Annotated in this window: 20 protein-coding genes and 1 pseudogene; 7 read left to right on the forward strand and 14 right to left on the reverse strand. The window is 64.0% G+C overall.

What is annotated here, in order from left to right; translation table 11 throughout:
* Window positions 1-43: 43 nt before the first annotated feature.
* Window positions 44-1,255 (reverse strand): O-antigen ligase family protein, encoded by a 1,212-nt coding sequence (locus AC1RDJ_RS03235; protein WP_071322185.1) that lies wholly within the window; start codon window positions 1,253-1,255, stop codon window positions 44-46.
* A 253-nt stretch (window positions 1,256-1,508) separates the two neighbouring features.
* Window positions 1,509-2,747 (reverse strand): annotated as a pseudogene (locus AC1RDJ_RS03240) (malic enzyme-like NAD(P)-binding protein); the annotation flags it as partial.
* A gap of 207 nt (window positions 2,748-2,954) precedes the next feature.
* On the opposite strand from AC1RDJ_RS03240, the gene AC1RDJ_RS03245 reads away from it, so the two are divergent.
* The 3 genes from AC1RDJ_RS03245 to AC1RDJ_RS03255 all read left to right on the forward strand — a co-directional run bounded on the left by AC1RDJ_RS03245 (window position 2,955) and on the right by AC1RDJ_RS03255 (window position 5,194).
* Window positions 2,955-3,980: a LacI family DNA-binding transcriptional regulator gene (locus AC1RDJ_RS03245; protein WP_071322187.1), complete on the forward strand. Its 1,026-nt coding sequence runs from the start codon at window positions 2,955-2,957 to the stop codon at window positions 3,978-3,980.
* Window positions 3,981-4,106: 126 nt separating this feature from the next.
* Window positions 4,107-4,577: a hypothetical protein gene (locus AC1RDJ_RS03250; protein WP_071322188.1), complete on the forward strand. Its 471-nt coding sequence runs from the start codon at window positions 4,107-4,109 to the stop codon at window positions 4,575-4,577.
* A gap of 77 nt (window positions 4,578-4,654) precedes the next feature.
* Window positions 4,655-5,194, forward strand: coding sequence for a hypothetical protein (locus AC1RDJ_RS03255; RefSeq protein WP_289885076.1), 540 nt, complete (start codon window positions 4,655-4,657; stop codon window positions 5,192-5,194).
* Window positions 5,195-5,198: 4 nt separating this feature from the next.
* Here the strand turns inward: AC1RDJ_RS03255 and AC1RDJ_RS03260 are convergent, their stop codons facing one another.
* From AC1RDJ_RS03260 to AC1RDJ_RS03310, 11 genes are all read right to left on the reverse strand, one after another.
* Window positions 5,199-5,828: a LysE family translocator gene (locus AC1RDJ_RS03260; RefSeq protein ID WP_493026468.1), complete on the reverse strand. Its 630-nt coding sequence runs from the start codon at window positions 5,826-5,828 to the stop codon at window positions 5,199-5,201.
* Between the two features lie 79 nt (window positions 5,829-5,907).
* Entirely contained in the window at window positions 5,908-6,690 is a 783-nt protein-coding gene (locus AC1RDJ_RS03265; protein ID WP_493026469.1) for an AraC family transcriptional regulator, read from the reverse strand.
* A 2-nt stretch (window positions 6,691-6,692) separates the two neighbouring features.
* Window positions 6,693-8,156, reverse strand: coding sequence for a ribonuclease G (rng, locus tag AC1RDJ_RS03270; RefSeq protein WP_071322192.1), 1,464 nt, complete (start codon window positions 8,154-8,156; stop codon window positions 6,693-6,695).
* A gap of 43 nt (window positions 8,157-8,199) precedes the next feature.
* Window positions 8,200-8,820: a Maf family protein gene (locus tag AC1RDJ_RS03275; RefSeq protein WP_071322193.1), complete on the reverse strand. Its 621-nt coding sequence runs from the start codon at window positions 8,818-8,820 to the stop codon at window positions 8,200-8,202.
* A 7-nt stretch (window positions 8,821-8,827) separates the two neighbouring features.
* On the reverse strand, window positions 8,828-9,298 hold the full coding sequence (gene rlmH, locus AC1RDJ_RS03280; RefSeq protein WP_034747108.1) for a 23S rRNA (pseudouridine(1915)-N(3))-methyltransferase RlmH: 471 nt from the start codon (window positions 9,296-9,298) through the stop codon (window positions 8,828-8,830).
* Between the two features lie 6 nt (window positions 9,299-9,304).
* Window positions 9,305-9,994: a ribosome silencing factor gene (gene rsfS, locus AC1RDJ_RS03285; protein WP_493026470.1), complete on the reverse strand. Its 690-nt coding sequence runs from the start codon at window positions 9,992-9,994 to the stop codon at window positions 9,305-9,307.
* The gene (gene nadD / locus AC1RDJ_RS03290; RefSeq protein ID WP_071322195.1) at window positions 9,995-10,690 is read right to left on the reverse strand and encodes a nicotinate (nicotinamide) nucleotide adenylyltransferase; all 696 of its coding nucleotides are present in this window, start codon (window positions 10,688-10,690) and stop codon (window positions 9,995-9,997) included.
* On the reverse strand, window positions 10,687-11,601 hold the full coding sequence (gene hemF / locus AC1RDJ_RS03295; RefSeq protein ID WP_071322196.1) for an oxygen-dependent coproporphyrinogen oxidase: 915 nt from the start codon (window positions 11,599-11,601) through the stop codon (window positions 10,687-10,689). Before hemF ends, nadD begins: the two co-directional genes overlap by 4 nt.
* 90 nt (window positions 11,602-11,691) lie before the next feature.
* Window positions 11,692-12,486 (reverse strand): hypothetical protein, encoded by a 795-nt coding sequence (locus AC1RDJ_RS03300; protein ID WP_493026471.1) that lies wholly within the window; start codon window positions 12,484-12,486, stop codon window positions 11,692-11,694.
* Window positions 12,487-12,611: 125 nt separating this feature from the next.
* A complete protein-coding gene (gene purD, locus AC1RDJ_RS03305) occupies window positions 12,612-13,880 on the reverse strand; it encodes a phosphoribosylamine--glycine ligase (RefSeq protein ID WP_071322198.1) in 1,269 nt (422 codons plus the stop codon).
* A gap of 58 nt (window positions 13,881-13,938) precedes the next feature.
* Window positions 13,939-14,664: a YebC/PmpR family DNA-binding transcriptional regulator gene (locus tag AC1RDJ_RS03310; RefSeq protein ID WP_071322199.1), complete on the reverse strand. Its 726-nt coding sequence runs from the start codon at window positions 14,662-14,664 to the stop codon at window positions 13,939-13,941.
* 144 nt (window positions 14,665-14,808) lie between these two features.
* Here AC1RDJ_RS03310 and AC1RDJ_RS03315 point away from each other — a divergent pair, with 144 nt between their 5' ends.
* From AC1RDJ_RS03315 to AC1RDJ_RS03330, 4 genes are all read left to right on the forward strand, one after another.
* The gene (locus AC1RDJ_RS03315) at window positions 14,809-17,292 is read left to right on the forward strand and encodes an alkaline phosphatase D family protein (protein WP_493026472.1); all 2,484 of its coding nucleotides are present in this window, start codon (window positions 14,809-14,811) and stop codon (window positions 17,290-17,292) included.
* Window positions 17,293-17,409: 117 nt separating this feature from the next.
* Window positions 17,410-18,330, forward strand: coding sequence for a DMT family transporter (locus AC1RDJ_RS03320; RefSeq protein ID WP_493026473.1), 921 nt, complete (start codon window positions 17,410-17,412; stop codon window positions 18,328-18,330).
* A gap of 29 nt (window positions 18,331-18,359) precedes the next feature.
* Window positions 18,360-18,749 (forward strand): methylglyoxal synthase, encoded by a 390-nt coding sequence (locus AC1RDJ_RS03325; protein WP_034786684.1) that lies wholly within the window; start codon window positions 18,360-18,362, stop codon window positions 18,747-18,749.
* A gap of 94 nt (window positions 18,750-18,843) precedes the next feature.
* Entirely contained in the window at window positions 18,844-19,773 is a 930-nt protein-coding gene (locus AC1RDJ_RS03330; protein ID WP_071326234.1) for a quinone oxidoreductase family protein, read from the forward strand.
* Window positions 19,774-19,962: 189 nt separating this feature from the next.
* Here the strand turns inward: AC1RDJ_RS03330 and AC1RDJ_RS03335 are convergent, their stop codons facing one another.
* On the reverse strand, window positions 19,963-20,592 hold the full coding sequence (locus AC1RDJ_RS03335; protein ID WP_071322202.1) for a DUF4136 domain-containing protein: 630 nt from the start codon (window positions 20,590-20,592) through the stop codon (window positions 19,963-19,965).
* Window positions 20,593-20,603: the final 11 nt, after the last annotated feature.

The raw sequence follows: 20,603 nt of genomic DNA on the forward strand, positions 1-20,603 counted from the left end.
ATTCCTGGCAGGCAAGGCAAAAATAGTCAAGTGGAATACGAACTCAGGCAGTGCGCTCTTGATGGCGCAGCATGGACCACAGTATCACCATCGGGAAGACGAGCATGATGATGCCAATGTTCAAGGTTAGCGAGCTCGTCGTCAGGCCAAAAATCATGTAGCAGGTAAACAGTATCACGCCTGCCAGCGCATATGGCTGGGCTGGAGCGGCACCGTGGCGCAGGGGGCGGGCAAACAGGGCCAGCGGCACGAGGAATAGCATCAGCAGGGCTAGCACGCCAATGATGCCGCGTTTGACCAGGGTATCCAGATATTCGTTGTGGGCATTGGTGTAGTTTTTGATGCCCTTGTCCATTTTACCCTCGTCTGCCAGTTGTTGCTTCGCCGCCAGATAGCCGCTGCGCCCCATGCCGAGCCAGATATTGTTGCCTGACAAGGCCCATGCCGTGCGCCACATTTCCATGCGCTGGCCGACAGACGTGGTCACATTGTCGCTGTCCTGAAACTGTTTTATTTCGTTAACCGCCAGCGCTACGCGTTCCGGTACGCGGGATTTCGGCAGGGTGTAGGCGATTGTGGAAACCATCAGGAGTGCCGCCATCAGGGCGGCCAGGTAGCGTGCGCCCCGGCCCTTCGAGTAATAGTACAAAAAAAGACAACCGCAGACTGGCAACACCAGCCAGCCTCCGCGGCTGACGCTGATGATGGAGCCGACGATGCCAGCCAGGCCGCCGGCCAGCAGCAATATGCTCCACGCCAGGTGGCGACGCTGGGCGCGGGCCCAGCCCAGGCCGCATAGGGATAGCATGCCAAGCAGTATGCTGACATTGCCATAGTGAATGGCGTTGCTGGTTGCCGCTTGCGGGCGATACATCTCGAGCACGAGGATTTGCCAGGAAGCCAGAACGGCACCGCTGATGGCGCCGATGGCAATGCCACTCCACCACGCTGCGGGACGGGGAGGGTAGGCGAGCAGTAACAGTAGCACCGGGGCGGCCAGCAGCGCGCGCAGCGGCATGTCGAGTTCGCGTGTCGGATCGGCGTGGTACAGCATATTGGCTGTAAAAATGAAGAAGTACAGCAGCAAGGTGCCCAGCATCAGATAATCCCGGCGTTGCAGATTCAGGCGAGGACGTTTCCAGAGCAGGTAGGTGCTGGCAAGCAGGAGAACCAAGGCGCCGAGTGAATATCCACTGGTGACAGCCAGCGCCAATGCCGAAAAAAGAAATACACAAACAGAAGTCAGGCCGAGCATGAATATCCTTGTTAACGCACGTCGTCGCCAATGTGGCAACTGTAGCAACATAAAGTAGACGTCATTGTAATCGAAGGTTCATGCAAAAATGCCCTGCAGTAATTTGCTTGTTGATAACTGTTTGGGCGGTGCCAAGGGGGAAACGAGAAAAACCATGGTTTTCAGCCATGGTTTTTTTGTAAGCAATGGTAACTTGCTGTTATTTTGACAAGGCAGGAAGGCCCTGCTTCGCGGATCAGGCGCCCGCAGGTACGCGGGTGGCCACGCCGGTGGCGATCGCCGCTTGCGACACGGCTGGTGCTACCCAGCTGCGCAGGCGTTCGTCGAATGGCGATGGGATCAGCTGCAGCGGCGTCAGGGCGCTGGTGGTGTGGCCCGGCAGCGGTTCCTTCGCCAGCGCGGCGATGGCGCGCACGCAGGCCAGCTTCATCTCTTCGTTGATGGTGGTGGCGCCGACGTCGAGCGCACCGCGGAAGATGTAGGGGAAGCACAGCACGTTGTTGATCTGGTTCGGATAATCCGAGCGGCCGGTGGCGACGATGGCGTCGTCGCGCACGGCATGCACTTTTTCCGGGGCGATTTCCGGATGCGGATTGGCCAGGGCGAAGATCAACGGCTTGGCGGCCATCGATTCGACCATCTGCGCGCTGACGACGCCGCCTTTCGAGACGCCGATGAAGATGTCGGCGCCGACCATGGCGTCGGCCAGGTCGCGGTCGCTGGTGTCATTCGCGTAGCGCGCCTTGTTCTCCTCCATGCTGGCGTCACGGCCCGGGTAGATCACGCCCTGGCTGTCGCACACTTTCAGCAGCGACTTGTTCAGGCCCAGCGAGACGAGCAGGTCCAGGCAGGCGATCGAGGCGGCGCCCGCGCCCGAGACGGCCACTTTCACGTTGCCGATATCCTTGCCGACCAGTTCCAGGCCGTTCAGGATGCCGGCCGCGACGATGATGGCCGTACCGTGCTGGTCGTCGTGGAAGACGGGGATGTTCATGCGCTTGCGCAATTGCTGCTCGATGTAGAAGCAGTCGGGCGCCTTGATGTCTTCCAGGTTGATGCCGCCGAAGGTCGGCTCCATGCGCACCACGGTGTCGATGAACAGGTCGGGATCGTTCTCGGCCAGCTCGATGTCGAACACGTCGACGTCGGCGAACTGCTTGAACAGGCAGGCCTTGCCTTCCATCACGGGCTTGCTGGCCAGCGGGCCGATATCGCCCAGGCCCAGCACGGCCGTGCCGTTGGTGATCACGGCCACCAGGTTGCTGCGCGAGGTGTAGGTGCCGGCCGTGCGTGGATCTTCCACGATGGCTTCGCAGGCAAAGGCCACGCCCGGCGAGTACGCCAGGGTCAGGGCGCGGGCGTCGCCCAGCGGTTTTGTTGGCGTCACGGAAATCTTGCCTGCGCGCGGTTGTGCGTGATAGGCGAGGGCGGCTTCTTTCAGGTTGAAGGTTTCGCCGTTCTGCTCGGCGTGCTTGCTGTGGGAAGTAGACATAAGAATTCTGGGAGGGGCATCGGTGGCCCGAGTGGTAAGTCCGAGCCATGGTATGCAAGCGTTTGCACGCTGTCAAGGCTCTATTTGTGACAAACGCATGAAAAGCGCTTTGGCAGCAGCTTCATTTTTAATGCAAGCGTTTGCTCGGTTTTTGACGTCATGGGGGATTTCTGCGATAAAATCACCGTATTGCGATCCGGGAAGCCCATGACAAACAAGAACCCCACCTTAAGCGACGTAGCGCGGGCCAGCGGCGTGCATTTCTCCACCGTCTCGCGCGTGATGAACCCGGAAACGCGGCAAATGGTCAGCGCGGAGGTGGCCGCGCGCGTGCTGGCCGAAGCGGGGCGGCTCGGCTACCGGCCGAACCGGGCCGCCTCGACCCTCGTCACGCGCAAGTCGCGCATCATCGGCGTGGTCTTGCCTGATATAACTAACGCTGTTTTTCCACCGATTTTGCTGGGCATCGAGGAAGGCTTGCGCAAGCACGGCTACCTGGCCATCGTCGCCAACGTGGGGGCCGACGAAGAAGAGCAATTGTTCGTCATCAACCGCCTGCTGGGGCAGCAGGTTGACGGCCTGATCCTCGCCACGGCGCGCCGCCACGATCCCGTCATCAAGATGTGCATCGACCAGAACGTGCCCGTCGTCACCGTCAACCGCAGCGACGAAACGGGCGTCGCTTCGTGCGTCGTCAGCGACGACGTCGTCGGCATGCGCCTGGCCGTCGAGCACTTGCTGGCGCTGGGCCACCGCCATATCGCGCATATTGCCGGTCCGGAAAACCTGTCCACGGGCCATGTGCGCCGCCTGGGCTTCCTGGCCGCCATCCAGGCCAGCGAACTCGATCCATCGCAGGCGTTTGTCTTCGAGAGCAGCGGCTATTCGCGCGAATGCGGCAAGGCGGCCCTGCTGGAACTGCTGCGCCAGTCGCCGCAAACGACGGCCGTGGTGGCCGGCAGCGACCTGGTGGCCATCGGCTGCTACGATGCCATCATGGAGCTCGGTTTAAGTTGCCCTGAGGACATTTCCGTGGTGGGGCACAACGACATGCCGTACATGGACATGATCCGCCCGCCCTTGACCACCATCCGCATCCGCCACCACGGCATCGGCACGGAGGCGGCCCGCCTGATCCTGCAGACCATCGACTCGCCCGACGCTTCCGTGCTCGACGTGCGCCTGAAGCCGGAACTGGTGGTGCGCGAGTCGACGGCGCCGCCGCGCGCCTGAGCTTGCCGCTTGTTGCCCTTCTTTTGCCGGAGTATGTTTAAATCTTGATATTGATAATGATCAAGACAAGGCCATGCAGACGACATACAGGCGACCACGGCGGCAAGCACGGCAGGGGAGCCGCTGATGCCGAAGAATTTCGGCATGCCCGGCAACGCCTGGCGCTATGCGCTGGGCAGCGACTATGGCTATTGCTCGCCCTTGCTTGAAGGCATAGAGTTTGAAAACGAGTGGGTGACGATACGCGAATCGGCGATCCGCATCCGCGCCGGCTACGCCTGGGATGGCTGTTCGCCCTGCATCAGCGTGCTTGGCCTGTTTTATGTGGGCACGCCCGATGGTGCGCAGCACCTGGGCTTGCCGGCGACCTATCATGCCAGCCTCGTGCATGACGTGCTGTGCCAGTGGCGCGCCGACATCGCCGTCACCCGCGCGCAGTCGATCGCCATTTTCCACCAGTTGCTCAAGGAGGTGCGCTTCCCCCTGGCGGGACTGTATGCGGGCGCCGTCTTCCTGTTCGGGCCGCGGCGTGACTTCATGCCGCCCGGTGCGCGCGCCGCCGCCGCGCCGTCCCGCACCCGCCAGGCGCAACATTAAAGCGGCGCTGACGCCGCCGTCGGCGCGTCATGATGTTAAACTGGCGCCCCTCATCGTTTCTCTTGCCCTCTACCGCCATGACTAAAACCACCACGCCTTCCCCCAAACGCCGCGAAGAGGGCGTCGCCAAGCTGACCGTCAATCCCTTCCTCGACGCCGAGTTTTACGCGCGCATGCGCGACTACACGGAACGCGACGCGGCCATCATCAAGGAACTCAAGGCGATCGCCGAGATCCGCGCCGGCAACAAGCAGCCTGATCCCCGCCTGGCGCCGTCGCTGGCCGCCTTGCGCGACACCGTCAAGAAAGGCCTGACCTTCGGCGACATGCTCGAGCGCATGGCGGCCGGCAAGGAAAAAGGCTTGTGGGAGCCGTGGATGACGACCTTCGGCATCGAGATCCGCGCCGTCAACTACGGCGCCGGCCCGCGCAACGCCTGCCTGGTGCTGGACCTGGCCGCCAACGCTCCCGCGCACGCCATGTTCGCCAAGGCCGGCATCCAGAACTGGCGCAGCCTGGCCGCCGACGACTGCTCCGTCGTGCGTTCGGAAAAAGCCACGGAAACCACGCCGTTGAAAGTGTACGCCGTGTTTTACCTGGATCCGCTACCGGCCTGATCCGTCAGACACTGCTGCTGGCGACATTTACCAGCAGCAGCACCGCCAGCACGATCAGCACGGCGCCCGATAGGCGTTCCAGGCTCGGCAGGGCGCGCGCAAAGCGCTGCCGCAGCGCGCCATTGCCGATGGCCAGCGCCACCGCCATGTCCCACGCCAGCACCGCACACACCATCCACACGCCATACAGCGCGACCGAGCCGCTGCCCGTTTGCCGGCTGGCGACGACGGACGCCAGACTCGCGTAGAACAGCGCATTCTTCGGATTCAGGATGGCAGACAGGAAACCCATGCCCAGGCCGTTGCGCCAGTGCGCCTTGCCGGGCGTGGCGGCCGGCGCTGCCGTCAGCGTCGTGGCGCCCGCATGGCGCAGGAATAGCCCGCCGAGGTACAGCAGATAAGCGCAGCCCGCCAATTGCACGGCGATAAACAGGGGACTGCCCGGATGCAGCACGGCGACGCCGCCAAACGCCGCCACGATGAACACGCCATTGGCCAGTGCGATGCCGATGCACGCTGGCATGGCACCGCGCCAGCCGTGCGCCAGCGCGCTGCGGGCGACGAGGAAAAAATCGGGCCCCGGCGACAGCAGCGCGAGGAAGTGGGCGGCGGCGATAAGGAGAAAATCCTGCATGAAACGCGACTCCGGCAATGGCGATGCGCGAGTATGCGGGGGGATGCTCCGGTGTGTATTGAAGAAAATTGCAGGCGCTTCAGCCGCGATAGCGTCCCGGCGTGATGCCGGCATGCGCCTTGAAGACGCGCTGCAGGTGGCTCTGGTCGGCAAACCCCAGCTCGCAGGCGATGTCGGCCAGGGCGCTGCCCGCCTGCAAGCCGCTGCGCGCGCGGTTGACGCCCAGGTTCAGCTGGTACGCATGCGGCGTCATGCCGGTGGCGGCGCGGAAGGCACGGATCAGCTGGTAGCGGCTCATGCCGGCCAGTTCGGCCAGTTGCGCCAGGCTGGCCAGCGGTTGAGACTGCAGCTGCTGCACTACCGGGCGTAGTTGCATCGGGATGCGGGCAGCGTGCGAGGGGAGGGGGATTGCCCCGCTGGCGTCGGCACAGGCGTGTAGCAAGGCCAGCAGGGCCTCTTGCTTGGCGGCCGGGGATGCGGGCGAGAACAGCAGCGCATTCACGGCGCAGAACTGCGCATACAGGGCAGGTTCGTGCAGCACGCTGGCGCTGCTTGCATCGAGCCGCGGCACGTGGGTATGCAGCCACTGCGCGTCGAGGTGCAGCATCTGGTAGCTCCAGTGGGTGTCGGGCAGGGGATTGCAGGCGTGCACGCAGCCGGCCGGCACCAGCACCAGGCTGCCATTGCCAAGCGCGACCTCGCCGTCCTTGCTGCCCGTAAAGATGCTGCCGCCCGCGTCGACGGCGCCGATGGAGTACGTGGGATGGCTGTGCGGCTTGTAGCATGCGCGGCTGCGACAGGCGCGCCGGCTTTCCACATGGGGCAGGGCCGGGTCGCGCCAGAAGGTGGTGTTGCCTGGCATGCCTACATCAGAATCACGTCGTATTGCTCCTGGTGGTAGGCGTTTTCCACCTGCAGCGAGATTTTCTTGCCGATGAAGTCGCCGAGCATGGCCAGGTGCTGCGATTCTTCTTCCAAAAACAGATCGACGACTTCCTGCGAGGCGAGGATGCGGAATTCGCGCGGGTTGAACTGTTTTGCCTCGCGCAGCAGTTCGCGCAGGATTTCATAGCAGATCGTGCGCGAGGTTTTGACTTGTCCCTTGCCGGCGCAGGCCGGGCATGGCTCGCACAGGATGTGCGCCAGCGACTCGCGCGTGCGCTTGCGCGTCATTTCCACCAGGCCCAGCGGCGAGAAATTGCTCACCGAGACTTTGGTGCGGTCGCGCGACAGGGTGCGTTTCAGCTCGGCCAGCACGGCGTTGCGGTGCTCGGCATTGTCCATGTCGATGAAGTCGAGGATGATGATGCCGCCCAGGTTACGCAGGCGCAGCTGGCGCGCGATGGCGTGCGCCGCTTCCAGGTTGGTCTTGAAAATCGTGTCGGCGAAATTGCGCCCGCCGACGAAGCCGCCCGTGTTGACGTCGATGGTGGTCATCGCTTCCGTCTGGTCGACGATCAGGTAGCCGCCCGATTTCAGGTCGACGCGGCGGCCCAGCGCGCGCAGGATTTCCTCCTCCACGCCGTACAGGTCGAACAGGGGGCGTTCGCCCGTGTAGTGCTGCAATCGCGTCAGTTCGCTGGGCGTGTAGATTTCCGCGAATTCGCGCAATTTCACGTAGTTTTCGCGCGAATCGACCTGGATGGTGGCCGTTTCGTCGCCGACGAAGTCGCGCAGCACGCGCTGCGCCAGGTTCAAGTCCTGGTGCAGCAGGCTGGTGGCCGGGCGCGTACGGGCGCCGTGCGTGATCGTGGCCCAGGTTTTTCTCAGGTAGTCGACGTCCGCCTTCAGGTCGGCGTCGGAGGCGTCTTCGGCCATGGTGCGCACGATGTAGCCGCCTTTTTCGTCGGGCGGGAGCAGGCTTTGCAGGCGCACGCGCAGCTGTTCGCGCTCCGCTTCCTTTTCGATTTTCTGCGAAATGCCGATGTGCTTGTCTTGCGGCAGGTACACCAGCATGCGCCCGGCGATGGAAATCTGCGTCGACAGGCGCGCGCCCTTGGTGCCGATCGGATCCTTGATCACCTGCACCGTCAGCACCTGGCCGTCAAAGAGGATTTTTTCGATGGGCGCGGGTGTGGCGTTCTGGCCGTCGTGGCCGCGCGCTTCCCAGATGTCGGCCACGTGCAGAAACGCCGCGCGTTCCAGGCCGATGTCGATGAAGGCCGACTGCATGCCCGGCAACACCCGCACCACTTTGCCGGAATACACATTGCCGGCCAGGCCGCGCGTGAGCGTGCGCTCGATGTGCAATTCCTGCACGGCGCCCTGGAGGATGAGGGCGACGCGGGTTTCTTGCGGCGTGATATTGATCAGGATGTCTTCGTTCATGTAGGCGCGGGAGTGGAGGCAACGAATGACATCATACCTGTCTTCAGGGCAGGGGCAAACCTGCTAGTCTCAGCAACTGTGCGGTTTCGTACAGGGGCAGGCCCATGATGCCGGAATGGCTGCCTTCGATATGCTCGACGAACAGCGCGGCGCTGCCCTGGATGCCGTAGGCGCCGGCCTTGTCGTACGGTTCCGGCGTGGCGCAATAGGCGGCGATCGAGGCGGGCGAGAGCACGCCGAAGCGTACCTGCGACACTTGCGTGCGCTGCTCGGCGAAATCCTTGTAGTGGACGGCGATCGAGGTCAGCACCTGATGCGTGCGGCCCGACAGCTGCTCCAGCATGGCCACGGCCTCAAGGCGGTCGGCCGGCTTGCCGAGGATGACGCCGTCGATGGTGACGGTGGTGTCGGCGGCCAGCACGGGGCGCGCGATCAGGTGGCGGCGGCGCACGAGGTCCCACGCGAAGGCGGCTTTTTCATTCGCCACGCGCGCCACGTAATCGAGCGCCGACTCGCCGGCGAGGACTTCCTCGGTGACGTCGGCGCCGCGCGGGCCATCGCTGCGCAGCAGCAGCAATTCGAAATCGATGCCGATCTGGCGCAGCAATTCGCGCCGGCGCGGACTTTTGGACGCCAGATAGATCTTGTTGTCAGCCGGTTTCATGGAGTGGTCAGACGCGGTGATAGGGATGGTTTTGCGTGATCGACCAGGCGCGGTACAGCTGCTCGGCGAGGATGACGCGCACCACGCCATGCGGCAGGGTCATGCTGGAGATGCGCAGCATGCCTTCGGCACGTGCCTTGAGTTGCGGATCGAGGCCGTCGGCACCGCCGATCAAAAAGGCGGTGTCGCGGCCATCCTGCTGCCAGGCCATCAATTGCTGCGACAGGCCGACGCTGGTCAGGTCCTTGCCGCGTTCGTCGAGGGCGATGATGCGCACGCCCTTGGGCAGGACGGCTTCGATGCGTTCGCGTTCCAGCGCCATCGCCGTGGCGGCGGTCTTGCTGCCGGAACGTTCCACCGGCTTGATTTCCTTCAGCACGATGCGCAGTTCCGGCGGCATGCGCTTCGCGTATTCCGCGAAGCCCGTCTCTATCCAGGCCGGCATTTTATGGCCGACCGCAGCGATGATGAGCTGCATCGAGGCTTACGCTTCGACTTTTTTGATACGCTTGATCACGGTTTTTGCCGGTGCCGCATCGGCTGCCGGTTTGGCCGCGCGTGGGGCGCGCACTTTTTTCTCCGGCAGCGCTTTCAATGCCTTGACTGCAGCCGCTTCGGTCTTGGTTGGCGCGACTTTCACGGTCTTGCCGACGGCCTTGGAGGTGGTGGCTTTCTTCGCCGGGGCTTTCTTGGCGGCGGTGGTGGCCGCGGCTTTCTTGGCAGGCGCCTTTTTCTCGATCACGGGCGTCGCTTCCACATTGGCCTTGCTTGCCGCCAGATGGCCGCTGACCTTCTTCGGTTCGTCGCCGGCGGCTTTTTTCGGCGCGCGCTTGGCGGCGCCGAGCTTGACCGGCGTGTCGCCCCAGATTTCTTCAAGGCGGTAGTAGGCGCGGATAGGCGCTTGCATGATGTGGACGATCATGTCGCCCAGATCGACCAGCACCCATTCACCGGTGTCCTCGCCTTCCATGCCGATGATGTCGCCGCCGGCGTCCTTGACCTTGTTGCGTACCGAGGCGGCCAGCGCCTTGGTTTGACGGTTCGAGGTACCGGAGACGATCGCGATGCGGTCGAACAGGCTGGTCAGGTGACTCGTTTCGAAGACGGCGATGTCTTGGCCTTTGACGTCTTCAAGGGCGTCAACAACGAGGGTTTGCAGTTTTTTGATGTCCATTTAGCTTTTGTATAAATTATGTTGTTCAATATAGTCTAGCACTAGCGGAGAAACAAGCGAGTTTGCCCGGTTCCCCCGTTGTAATGCCGCACGTATTTCGGTGGCGGAGATATCCACCGCGAAGTCCTGTGCCAGATAAGTCAGACCGTGCGGCGTGTTGCGGATGCTTTCCAGGGTGCCCAGGCGGCGCGAAAATTCGTCGGCGACCACCTGCGGCACTGCTGTGTCATTCAGCGCGAAGCCGGGGCGGGCCGCGACGCAGATATGCGCGTATTCAAATAATTGCTGCCATTCGCGCCATGTCGCGAGCCGCTGTAGCTGGTCGGCGCCCATCAGGAAAACGATGGAAGCGCGCGGCCCCAGCTCGGCGCGTACCTGGCGCAAGGTATCGATGGTGTAGCTGGCCTTGCCATGCTCGCTACGCTCGATTTCCTGGCGGTCGATCACCACCGGCAAGGGCAGGCCGCTGAAGGCCAGGCCTGCCATTTCGGCCCGCTGCTGCCCGCTGGCGCCCAGCCTGCCCTTTTGCCAGGGCGCGCCGGCCGGAATCACGCGCAGTTCATCGGCGTGCAGCAGGCTGGAAAAATGCGTGCCCAGCGCGACGTGGCCGATATGTACCGGATCGTAGCTGCCACCGAGTAGCGCCACGCATGGGGTATTGCGCGCCGTACTGCTTACCGTGCCATTTTCCGTCACGCCTGCAGCCAGTCGCGGTGCACGAGGAAGTCAGTATACAGCGCCGCTTCGGGACTGCCTGCTTCCGGGTGCCAGTCGTAGCGCCACTTGACCACGGGCGGCATCGACATCAGGATCGCCTCGGTACGTCCGCCCGATTGCAGCCCGAACAGGGTGCCGCGGTCGAAGACCAGGTTGAACTCCACATAGCGTCCGCGCCGGTAGCACTGGAAATCGCGTTCGCGCTCGCCGTAGGGCGTGTCCTTGCGGCGCGCGAGGATAGGCACATAGGCGTTGACGAAGGCGTCGCCGGCGCTGCGCATCATCGCAAAGCTGTCGTCAAAGCCCAGGGCGTTGAAGTCGTCGAAGAAGATACCGCCGGCGCCGCGCGCTTCGCGCCGGTGCTTCAGGTAGAAATAATCGTCGCACCACTGCTTGAACTTCGGATGCAGCTCCGCGCCGAACGGCGCCAGCGCATCATGGCACACCTGGTGGAAGTGCTTTACGTCGCCCGCGTCGCCATAATACGGCGTCAGGTCCATGCCGCCGCCAAACCACCATACGGGTTCGCCATCGGCGTTGACGGTGCTGAAAAACCGCACATTCATGTGCACCGTGGGCGCATACGGGTTACGCGGATGCAGTACCAGCGACACGCCCATCGCTTCCCACGCCTTGCCGCCCAGTTCAGGACGCGCGGCCGCTGCCGATGGCGGCAGTGCGGCACCGGTGACGTGCGAAAAATTCACGCCGCCCCGCTCGAACACATTGCCTTCCTCGATCAGCCGCGAAATGCCGCCGCCGCCCTCGGGGCGCTGCCAGGCATCGGTCAGGAACGGCTTGCCGTCCTGCGCTTCAAGCGCCTGCACGATACGGTTCTGCAAATCGAGCAAATAGGCTTTGACGGCCGAAGGGGAGGGAGTTGACGACATCGCGTGGGCCGACGAGGCCGAAATAAAAAATTAAGGACGGATTGTACCCTGTTACGCGTTTTTGTGATAGGCCGGCGCTTGCGCTGTGGTTTAGGGAGCCGGCGGCGGCGCGCCGTCCTGCACCACCGTGATGGACAACTGCGCTTCGGCGCCGGGCATGCGGGCGCTCTCCACGGCCTGCGCGGCGCGCGGCTGCAAGTCGCGGCGTTCGACGGCGCTCCCCGCGCTGCCAGGGGCGGGATGCGTGGCGGCCCGGCCGGCGACGATGCTCCGGCCGGCAAACGCGAGCACCAGCAGCAACAGCGCGGCCAGCAGCCAGGTCCCCGGGCGTGCATGGGCGGGACGCTCGCGGCGCGCCTGGCGCACGGCGCCATCGACGATGATGCGCGCCAGTTCCGAACCGTGCCGGCGCGTGCGCAGGGCCTCGAATTGTGGCTGCGTCAAGGTGCCTTGGCCGAGCATCTCGCGCAGGGCGGCGATCGGCGAGGCGAGCAGGCGGTCGGCTGGCAAGCTGGCGTGGGCGGCATCGCGCTGCCACTGGTCGATCAGATTTTCGTCATACAGGGTGTCGACGGCCTGGCGGTTGACCAGCTGCAACGCGGCGGCGGCCGGCTGCTGGCGTTCCTGCAGGGCCGCGCCGCCATGCTGGCGCGGCAAATCGCGCACGCGCGGCAGGAAGGCGTCCTGCGGCAGCAGGTCCGTGTGCAGCAGCCATGCCAGGGTGTCGGCAAGACCCGCATCGGGTGCCAGCCGCGGCATGTCGACATCGTCTTCCTCGTCCAGCGCGAGGATCTCCAGTTCGGCCATGGCCTCGTCGAACTCGGTGGCGGTGATCAGGCCGAGCTGGCGCAGTGCGGCAAGGGAGGGATGGGCATGGGCTGTCATGGGCGGCAAACTTGTCAGGGAGGCAGCATGGTAACGCAATGCCCATTTTTCCGACGCGCGAAAAACAACAGGGCCGGGGCGGAGAAGTTCCGCGCCGGCCCTGCCGTGTGCCACAACGGGGGGGATCAGTGTTTCAGGCCGCGCCAGCCGATGTCGCGGCGGTACTGCGCGCCGTCGAAGTGGATTTTTTCCACGGTTTCATACGCCTGCTTCTGCGCCATCTTGATGCTGTCGCCGAGGCCCACCACGCACAGCACGCGGCCGCCGTTGGTGACCAGGCGCTCGCCCTCGATGCGGGTGCCCGCATGGAAGGTGACGGAGTCGGGCGTTTCCGCCGGGATGTCGCCGATCGGCGTGCCTTTGACGGGATCGTCCGGATAGCCGGCAGCGGCCATGACGACGCCGACGGCCGTGCGGCGGTCCCATTCCAGCTCCACGGCGTCGAGCGTGCCGTTGACGGCGTGTTCCATGACGGTCACCAGGTCGGTCTTCAGGCGCGCCATGATGGGTTGCGTTTCCGGGTCGCCCATGCGGCAGTTGAATTCCAGCGTCTTCGGCGTGCCCTTGTCGTCGATCATCAGGCCGGCGTACAAAAAGCCCGTAAACGTGATGCCGTCCTTGGCCATGCCCTGGATGGTCGGATTGATGATTTCGCGCATGACGCGCGCATGCATGGCCGGCGTGACGATGGGCGCCGGCGAATATGCGCCCATGCCGCCCGTGTTCGGGCCCTGGTCGTTATCCTTCAGGCGCTTGTGATCCTGGCTGGTGGCCAGCGGCAGGATGTTCTTGCCGTCGCACATGACGATGAAGCTCGCTTCCTCGCCGGCGAGGAATTCCTCGATGACGATGCGCGCGCCGGCGTCGCCGAACTGGTTGTCTGCCAGCATCATGTCAACCGCCTGGTGCGCCTCTTCCAGGGTCATGGCAACAACCACGCCCTTGCCGGCGGCCAGGCCGTCGGCCTTGATGACGATCGGTGCGCCCATGGCGTCGATGTAGGCATGCGCGGGGGCGACGTCGGAGAAGGTCTGGTAGGCCGCCGTCGGGATGCCGTGGCGCTGCATGAAGGCCTTGGCGAAGTCCTTCGACGATTCCAGCTGCGCCGCTTCTTTCGTGGGGCCGAAGATTTTCAGGCCGCGCGAGCGGAACAGGTTGACGATGCCTGCCGCCAGCGGCACTTCCGGGCCGACGACGGTCAGGCCGATGTGTTCCTGCTGAACGAAGTCGGCCAGCAATTGCGGGTCGCTGATGTCGAGATTGACCAGGCGCGCATCGCGCGCGGTGCCGCCATTGCCCGGCGCGACATACACCATCTGTATGCGTTCGGACTGGGCCAGTTTCCAGGCCAGGGCGTGTTCGCGGCCGCCAGAGCCGACTACCAGAATTTTCATAGGGACCGTTCGTTCAGTGTGGGTTGCAGGGCGGCGGTGCCGCCCTTGAGGTTGTTGCTTAGTTTTCGATCAGGGCGTTGGTGAAGACTTCCTGCACGTCGTCCAGCAGTTCCAGCGCATCGATCAGCTTTTGCATCTTGACGGCGTCGTCGCCCGTGTAGACGGTTTCTGTCGCCGGCTTCATGATGACTTCGGCCACTTCCGCCTTGAAGCCGGCCGCTTCCAGCGCTTCCTTGACGGTGGCGAAATCGTGCACGGGGGTCAGCACTTCGAAGCCGCCTTCCTCGTCGGCGATGACGTCTTCGGCGCCCGCTTCCAGGGCCGCTTCCATCAGCTTGTCTTCATCGGTGCCCGGCGCGAACAGCAGCTGGCCGCAGTGCTGGAACATGAAGGCGACCGAGCCTTCGTTGCCCATGTTGCCGCCATTCTTGTTGAAGGCGTTGCGTACCTCGGCCACCGTGCGCACGCGGTTGTCCGTCATGCATTCGACGATGACGGCCGCGCCGCCCACGCCATAGCCTTCGTAGCGCACTTCTTCGTAATTGGCGCCGTCGACGCCGCCGCTGCCGCGGTTGATCGCGCGCTGGACGTTGTCTTTCGGCATATTCGCGTCGGCCGCCTTGTCGACGGCCAGGCGCAGGCGCGGATTGGCCGCGATATCGGCGCCGCCCATGCGGGCCGCGACCGTGATTTCCTTGATCAGGCGGGTCCAGATTTTGCCGCGCTTGGCATCCGTGGCAGCCTTTTTATGTTTGATGTTGGCCCATTTGCTATGTCCTGCCATGTCGAATCTTCCTTAGACGGGTGTTCAATTGTGGCCGACATTTTAGCATATCGGCCCCCTGCGAAGCGGCATGGCCCCGTCATCAAGCGGACATAATCTGTTGCTAAAGTGACGCGCTTTCACCATAGCTGAGGGCGCGACATCATGGCAAATCAAATGGACAGGCGGCAATTTTTGAAATTGGGTGGCTTTATTACCGTGTCGGTGGCCACCGTCGGCCTCGCCGCCTGTGGCAGCAGCGATTACAGCGACCCTGGCGTGCCGCTGGCTTCGGGCAGCGACTGGAAATTCCCGCAAAGCGTGGCTTCCGGCGATCCGCGCCCGGACAGCGCCATGCTGTGGACGCGCGTCGTGCCAGCCAGTTTCGACGCCGTCGCGCCCGCCGTGGCCGGCAAGTCCGACGTCGCCGTGCGCCTGATCGTCAGCGCGGCCGACAATACGGCCGCGCTGGGCGGCAACACGGCCCTGGCGGGCACGCCCATCGTCGACGCCAAGTTGCCGTTGAAGGCCGATTTCGACAATACCCTGCGCCACAAGGTGACGGGCTTGCAGCCGGGGCAGGTGTACTTTTACCAGTTCATCGCCGGCGACGTGCGCTCGAACGTGGGCCGCTTCAAGACGGCACCCGCCGCCACGGCCGACGTCAGCCAGCTGCAGTTCGCCTACCTGACGTGCCAGGACTGGAGCATCAACCACTGGGGCGCGCTGTCGCACATCGCTGCCAACGAAACGCTCGACTTCATCGTCCACCTGGGCGACTACATCTATGAAACGGTGGGCGAGGCGTTCCAGAGCGGCGCCGTGGAAAACCGCCACGACCAGCTGAAATTGCCGGACGGCACATTCAAGAGCGGCAACGCGGGCGCGAAATATGCGACCACGGTGGCCGATTACCGCTACCTGTACAAGAAATACCGCACCGATGCGCGCCTGCAAGCCGTGCACGAGCGCTTCGCCTTCATCGCCATCTGGGACGACCACGAATTCACGGACGACGCCTGGCAGGATGCCGCCACCTACGAGGGCATCGTGGCGGCGGATGGCAGCGACCTGCACCAGCCGGCCCGCCGCCGCAGTGCCAACCAGGCGTGGTTCGAATACATGCCGGCCGACGTCACGTTCGACGCCGCCGCCACGACGTTCCAGAATATCCAGATCTACCGCGATTTCCAGTTCGGCAAACTGATGCAGCTGGTGATGACGGACGAGCGCCTGTACCGCGCCGACCACGCGATTGCCGAATCGACCATCAATCCCGCCACGGGCAAGCCGCTGGGCAGCATCGGCAGCCGCTATCTGGTGCCGCAAGCGCTGTTCGACAGCGTGGAAGGGCAGAAGATGGCCGCCGCCACGAAAGCCGGCGCCGATCCGCTGGCGGCCGTCGGCATGCTGGGCAGCACCCAGCGCGACTGGTGGAAGGGCAAGATGAAGGCGGCCACGTCCACCTGGAAGCTGTGGGGCAATGAGGTGTCCTTGCTGCGCATGGGCTTGAATGGCACGGATGCCATCGCCACCCTGGTGGCGCTGAGCGCCATGTCGACGGTGGGCAAGGCCATCGCCAGTACCTTGCCGCTGGTGGGCGGCAGCGTCCCGCTGGCGTCCGCCATCGTGGCGGCCTCGACGGCGGGCGCCTCGCAAGCCGTGGCCCAGGCCGCGGCCATGGCGATCGCCGGCGCGGCTGCCAATGCCAGCGCGCAGGGCGCGGCAGCCGTGGGCGCCGGCTTGAGCGCGGCCCAGGCCGGCATCACGGTGGCGGCCTACAACAGCGCCACGCCGGCCGCCGCCGCGCAAGTGATCGCCTTCGGCTGGATCAAGCCCGACGTGCTGGCCAACAAGGCCGCGTCGAGCTTTGTCGTCGCCTCGGGCCAGCAGGCGGCGCTGGCGCCGTTCTTCACGCGCTTTTTGCTCAATTGCGACCAGTGGGATGGCTACAACAGCGAGCGCAAGAACCTGATGGCCCACCTGAAGACGAATGCCATCGGCAACGTGGTGGCGATTACGGGCGACATCCACTCCTTCTTTGCCGGCACGGTCAGCGACGATTTCGACGCGGCCGGCGGCGGCACGCCCGTGATGGTGGACCTGGTGTCGGCCGGCGTCAGCTCCGATTCCTTCTTCAGCTACCTGAAGTCGGCTGCCGGCACGATGGGCGATGTCGGCACCCTCGTCAGCTATCCGCTGGCCATCCCCGTCACGGGCCTGGGCACGGTCAATCTCGACATCAACCTGCTCGACTACACCATGGGCAAGGCGGCGCCCACCGTCGACAGCCTGCTGGAGCAGTTGCGCGTGCAGTTGCGCGGCGCCCTGGCCGCCAAGGGCGTGCCGGAAGCCCAGCTGGACGGCACGGTCGCCGCCGTGCAGGCTGGCTTGAAAGCGAGCGCTGACTTCAACACGACTTTGCTGGGCCTGGCGCAACAATTGTCCGGCCTGGGCAACAATCCATGGATCAAGCACTTGAACACGGATGCGCAGGGCTACACGGTGGTGACCCTGACGCCGGGCAAGCTGGTGGCGCAGTTCAAGCAAGTCAACAAGCTCGTCGGCGGCAGCGCGCCGTCGAACGTGATTGCGCGCGTGACGACGGCCAGCGTGACGGCGGGGGCGGCGGCGGTGGTGGTGTCGTAAAGGCCGGCCTGCGCTTCCACCCAGAAGGCAAGGGCCGGGGCGGCCCCTCAGGGGCCGGCCCCGGTTTTTGCCGCTGGGCTTATCAGCCGCCTTTGGCTTTTGCCTTACAATCCTGGGATGAGCTCCAGTTCCCCGCAAGCATCCCCCGCATCGCTTCCCCGTTCCGTCTACCTCGGTGGCCTGGCCATCGCCGTGGGCGGGACGGTGCTGTTTTCCACCAAGGCCATCGTCGCCAAGCTGCTGTACCGCTACCAGATCGACGCCGTCACCCTGATCGCCTTCAGGATGATCTTTTCGCTGCCCGTGTTCGCCGTCATCGCATACTGGAAGATGCGCACGGAGCCGCCGCTGTCGAGCAGCGACCGCTGGCGCCTCGTCGGGCTGGGTCTCGTCGGTTATTACCTGTCCAGCTATCTCGATTTCCTGGGGCTGCAATACATTTCCGTCGGCCTGGAGCGGCTGATCCTGTTCCTCACGCCGACTTTCGTGCTGCTGATTACCACCGTGTATTTCAAGCAGACCATCAGCCGCGTGCAGTGGTTGGCCCTGCTCACCTCGTATTGCGGCATCGTGCTGGTGTTCGTGCATGACTTGCAGGGCGGCGCCAGCAACGTGGCGCTCGGTTCGACCCTGGTGCTGGGTTCGGCCTGTTCGTATGCCGTGTACCTGCTCGGTTCCGGCGAGCTGGTCAAGCGCATCGGCTCGATGCGGCTCGTTTCCTACGCGATGTGCGTGGCCAGCTTTGCCTGCATCGTTCAATTCTTCATCCTGCGGCCCGTCGAGCTGCTGATCCAGCCGATGCCTGTGTATGGCTTGTCCCTGTTGAACGGTATCTTTTGCACGGTGATGCCCGTCTTCATGACGATGATCGCCGTCGAGCGCATCGGCGCACCCGTCGCCTCGCAGGCCGGCATGATCGGTCCCGTGTCGACCCTGTTCCTGGGCGCCATGATCCTCGATGAACCGATCACCAACTGGCAACTGGCCGGCACCAGCCTGGTCTTGGCCGGTATTTACTTGCTGTCGAAAAAGAAATAATTCCTCCACCCACTGAAAACGTCCCCACCATGAAAACACGCATCGCCCTGATTGCCCACGATAAGAAAAAAGATGACATGATTACCCTGGCGGGCGAATACCTGGACTTTTTGAAAGGCTGCGAACTGTCGGCCACGGGCACCACGGGCGGCCGCCTGATCAACGAGCTGGGCCTGGCGGTCGAGCGCAAGCACTCGGGGCCGTTCGGCGGCGACTTGCAGATCGGCTCGCTGCTGGTGGAAGGCTTGATCGATTGCGTGATCTTCCTGCGCGACCCGATGACGCCGCAGCCGCACGAGCCGGACATCAACGCCCTGGTGCGCGCCTGCGACGTGCACAACGTGGCGTGCGCGACGAATCTGTCGTCGGCGCACCTGGTGCTGTCGCAGCTGCAGGCGCGGGCCAGCGCGGCAGCCTGACGTTTTCCCCATTCTTCTTTCCAAGGAGCATATTGTGAGCGCAACGATTACCACCAAGGCCATCCGCGTACAGCGCGTGGGCGGTCCGGAAGTGATGGAGTATGTGGATGTGGAGCTGCCGCCGCCCGGTCCGGGCGAGGCGCGCGTCAAGCACGAAGCCATCGGCCTCAATTTCATCGATGTGTATTTCCGCACGGGCCTGTACCCGCAGCCGCTGCCCAATGGCCTGGGCGTCGAGGGCGCGGGCATCGTCGAGGCGGTGGGCGAGGGTGTCACGGAAGTGAAAATCGGCGACCGCGTGGCGTATGCGGCGCGCATCAATGGCGCCTATGCGCAGCAGCGCAACCTGCCGGCGGCTTTGCTGCTGGTGCTGCCCGAGCGTATCGCCTTCGATACGGCGGCGGCCATGATGCTGCAGGGCTTGACGGTGCAATACCTGTTCCACCGCACGGTGGCCCTGAAGGCGGGCGACACGGTGCTGTTCCACGCGGCAGCCGGCGGCGTGGGCCTGATCGCCTGCCAGTGGGCGAAGGTGCTGGGCGTGAACCTGATCGGCACGGCCGGTTCCGATGACAAGGCGGCCCTGGCCAAGGCCCATGGCGCGGCCCACGTCATCAACTACAACACGGAAAACTTCGTCGAGCGCGTGCGCGAGATCACGGGCGGCAAGGGCGTCTCCGTGGTCTACGATTCCATCGGCAAGGACACGTTTACGGGCTCGCTCGACTGTCTGGCGCCGCTGGGCATGATGGTCAGCTTCGGCAATGCTTCCGGCCCCGTGCCGGCGTTTACCCTGTCCGAACTGGCGTCGCGCGGATCGCTGTTCATCACGCGCCCAGCCCTGTTCAGCTATGCCTCGAACCGCACGAACCTGGAAGAGATGGCCGCTTCGCTGTTCGGCGTCGTCAGCAGCGGCGAAGTGAAGATCGAGATCAACCAGCGCTACAGCCTGGCCCATATCGCCCAGGCGCATGCGGACCTGGAGGGGCGCAAGACGACCGGTTCGACCATCATCGTGCCATGAGCGGCGACAGCGGAAACGACGGCGCGCCGAAGTTCGGCCGCCTGCTGATCGTGCTGGTGCTGGCCGTGGCCCTGATCGGCGCCATTACCCTGTCGGCCGAAGCCTACTATTCGTAGGCATGAAAAAACCGGCTTGCGCATTGCTGCACAAGCCGGTTTTTTTGGCGCATCGGATACTGGCCGCGCGCCGTTATTCAACCTTGACTTCGACCTTGCGCGGCACGCCGCTCTGGCCGGGGAAATCGGCAAAGGCGCTGGCCACCATGGCGGGCATCACTTGCGACGTGGCGCGCTTGTTGCTGGTCGATTGCACGGTCACGTCATACAGTTTCTTGCCGGTGCGGTCATTGATCGTCACGCGCAATTCGCGTTCGTATTTATGGCGCACGCTTTCTTCCACTTCCATCGGGCCATACCAGTAGGGGTTATAGCCAAAGCGGCCATAACCTGGCCATGCGCCGTAGCGGTAGCCGTAGCGGCCGGGCCAGTAGCCGGGGCCATACCAGAATGGGTCGGACGCCTGCAGCACGCGCTCAGGGTAGTCGACCGTCGAAAAATCCATCGACACGCGCAAGTTGGCCGCCGCAGGTCCGGAGGCCTCGCCGAAGCCGTGTTTGGCCAGTTCCGCGCGCACGAGGTTCTGGTAGCTGCGGTATTCCAGCGTGTCGCTTTCCGCCGCTGGCGCCTCGAAGACATACGATTTGTCCTGCAACTGCGCGGGCCATTCGTGGAAGGCCGTGACGTCGCTGCGTATGGTGGTGGCGCATCCGGTGAGCAACACGGTCAATGCGGCCATCATGATGGTGAGATATCGTTTCATTGCATGATCTC

The sequence above is a fragment of the Janthinobacterium sp. GW822-FHT07H10 genome, assembly GCF_058798675.1.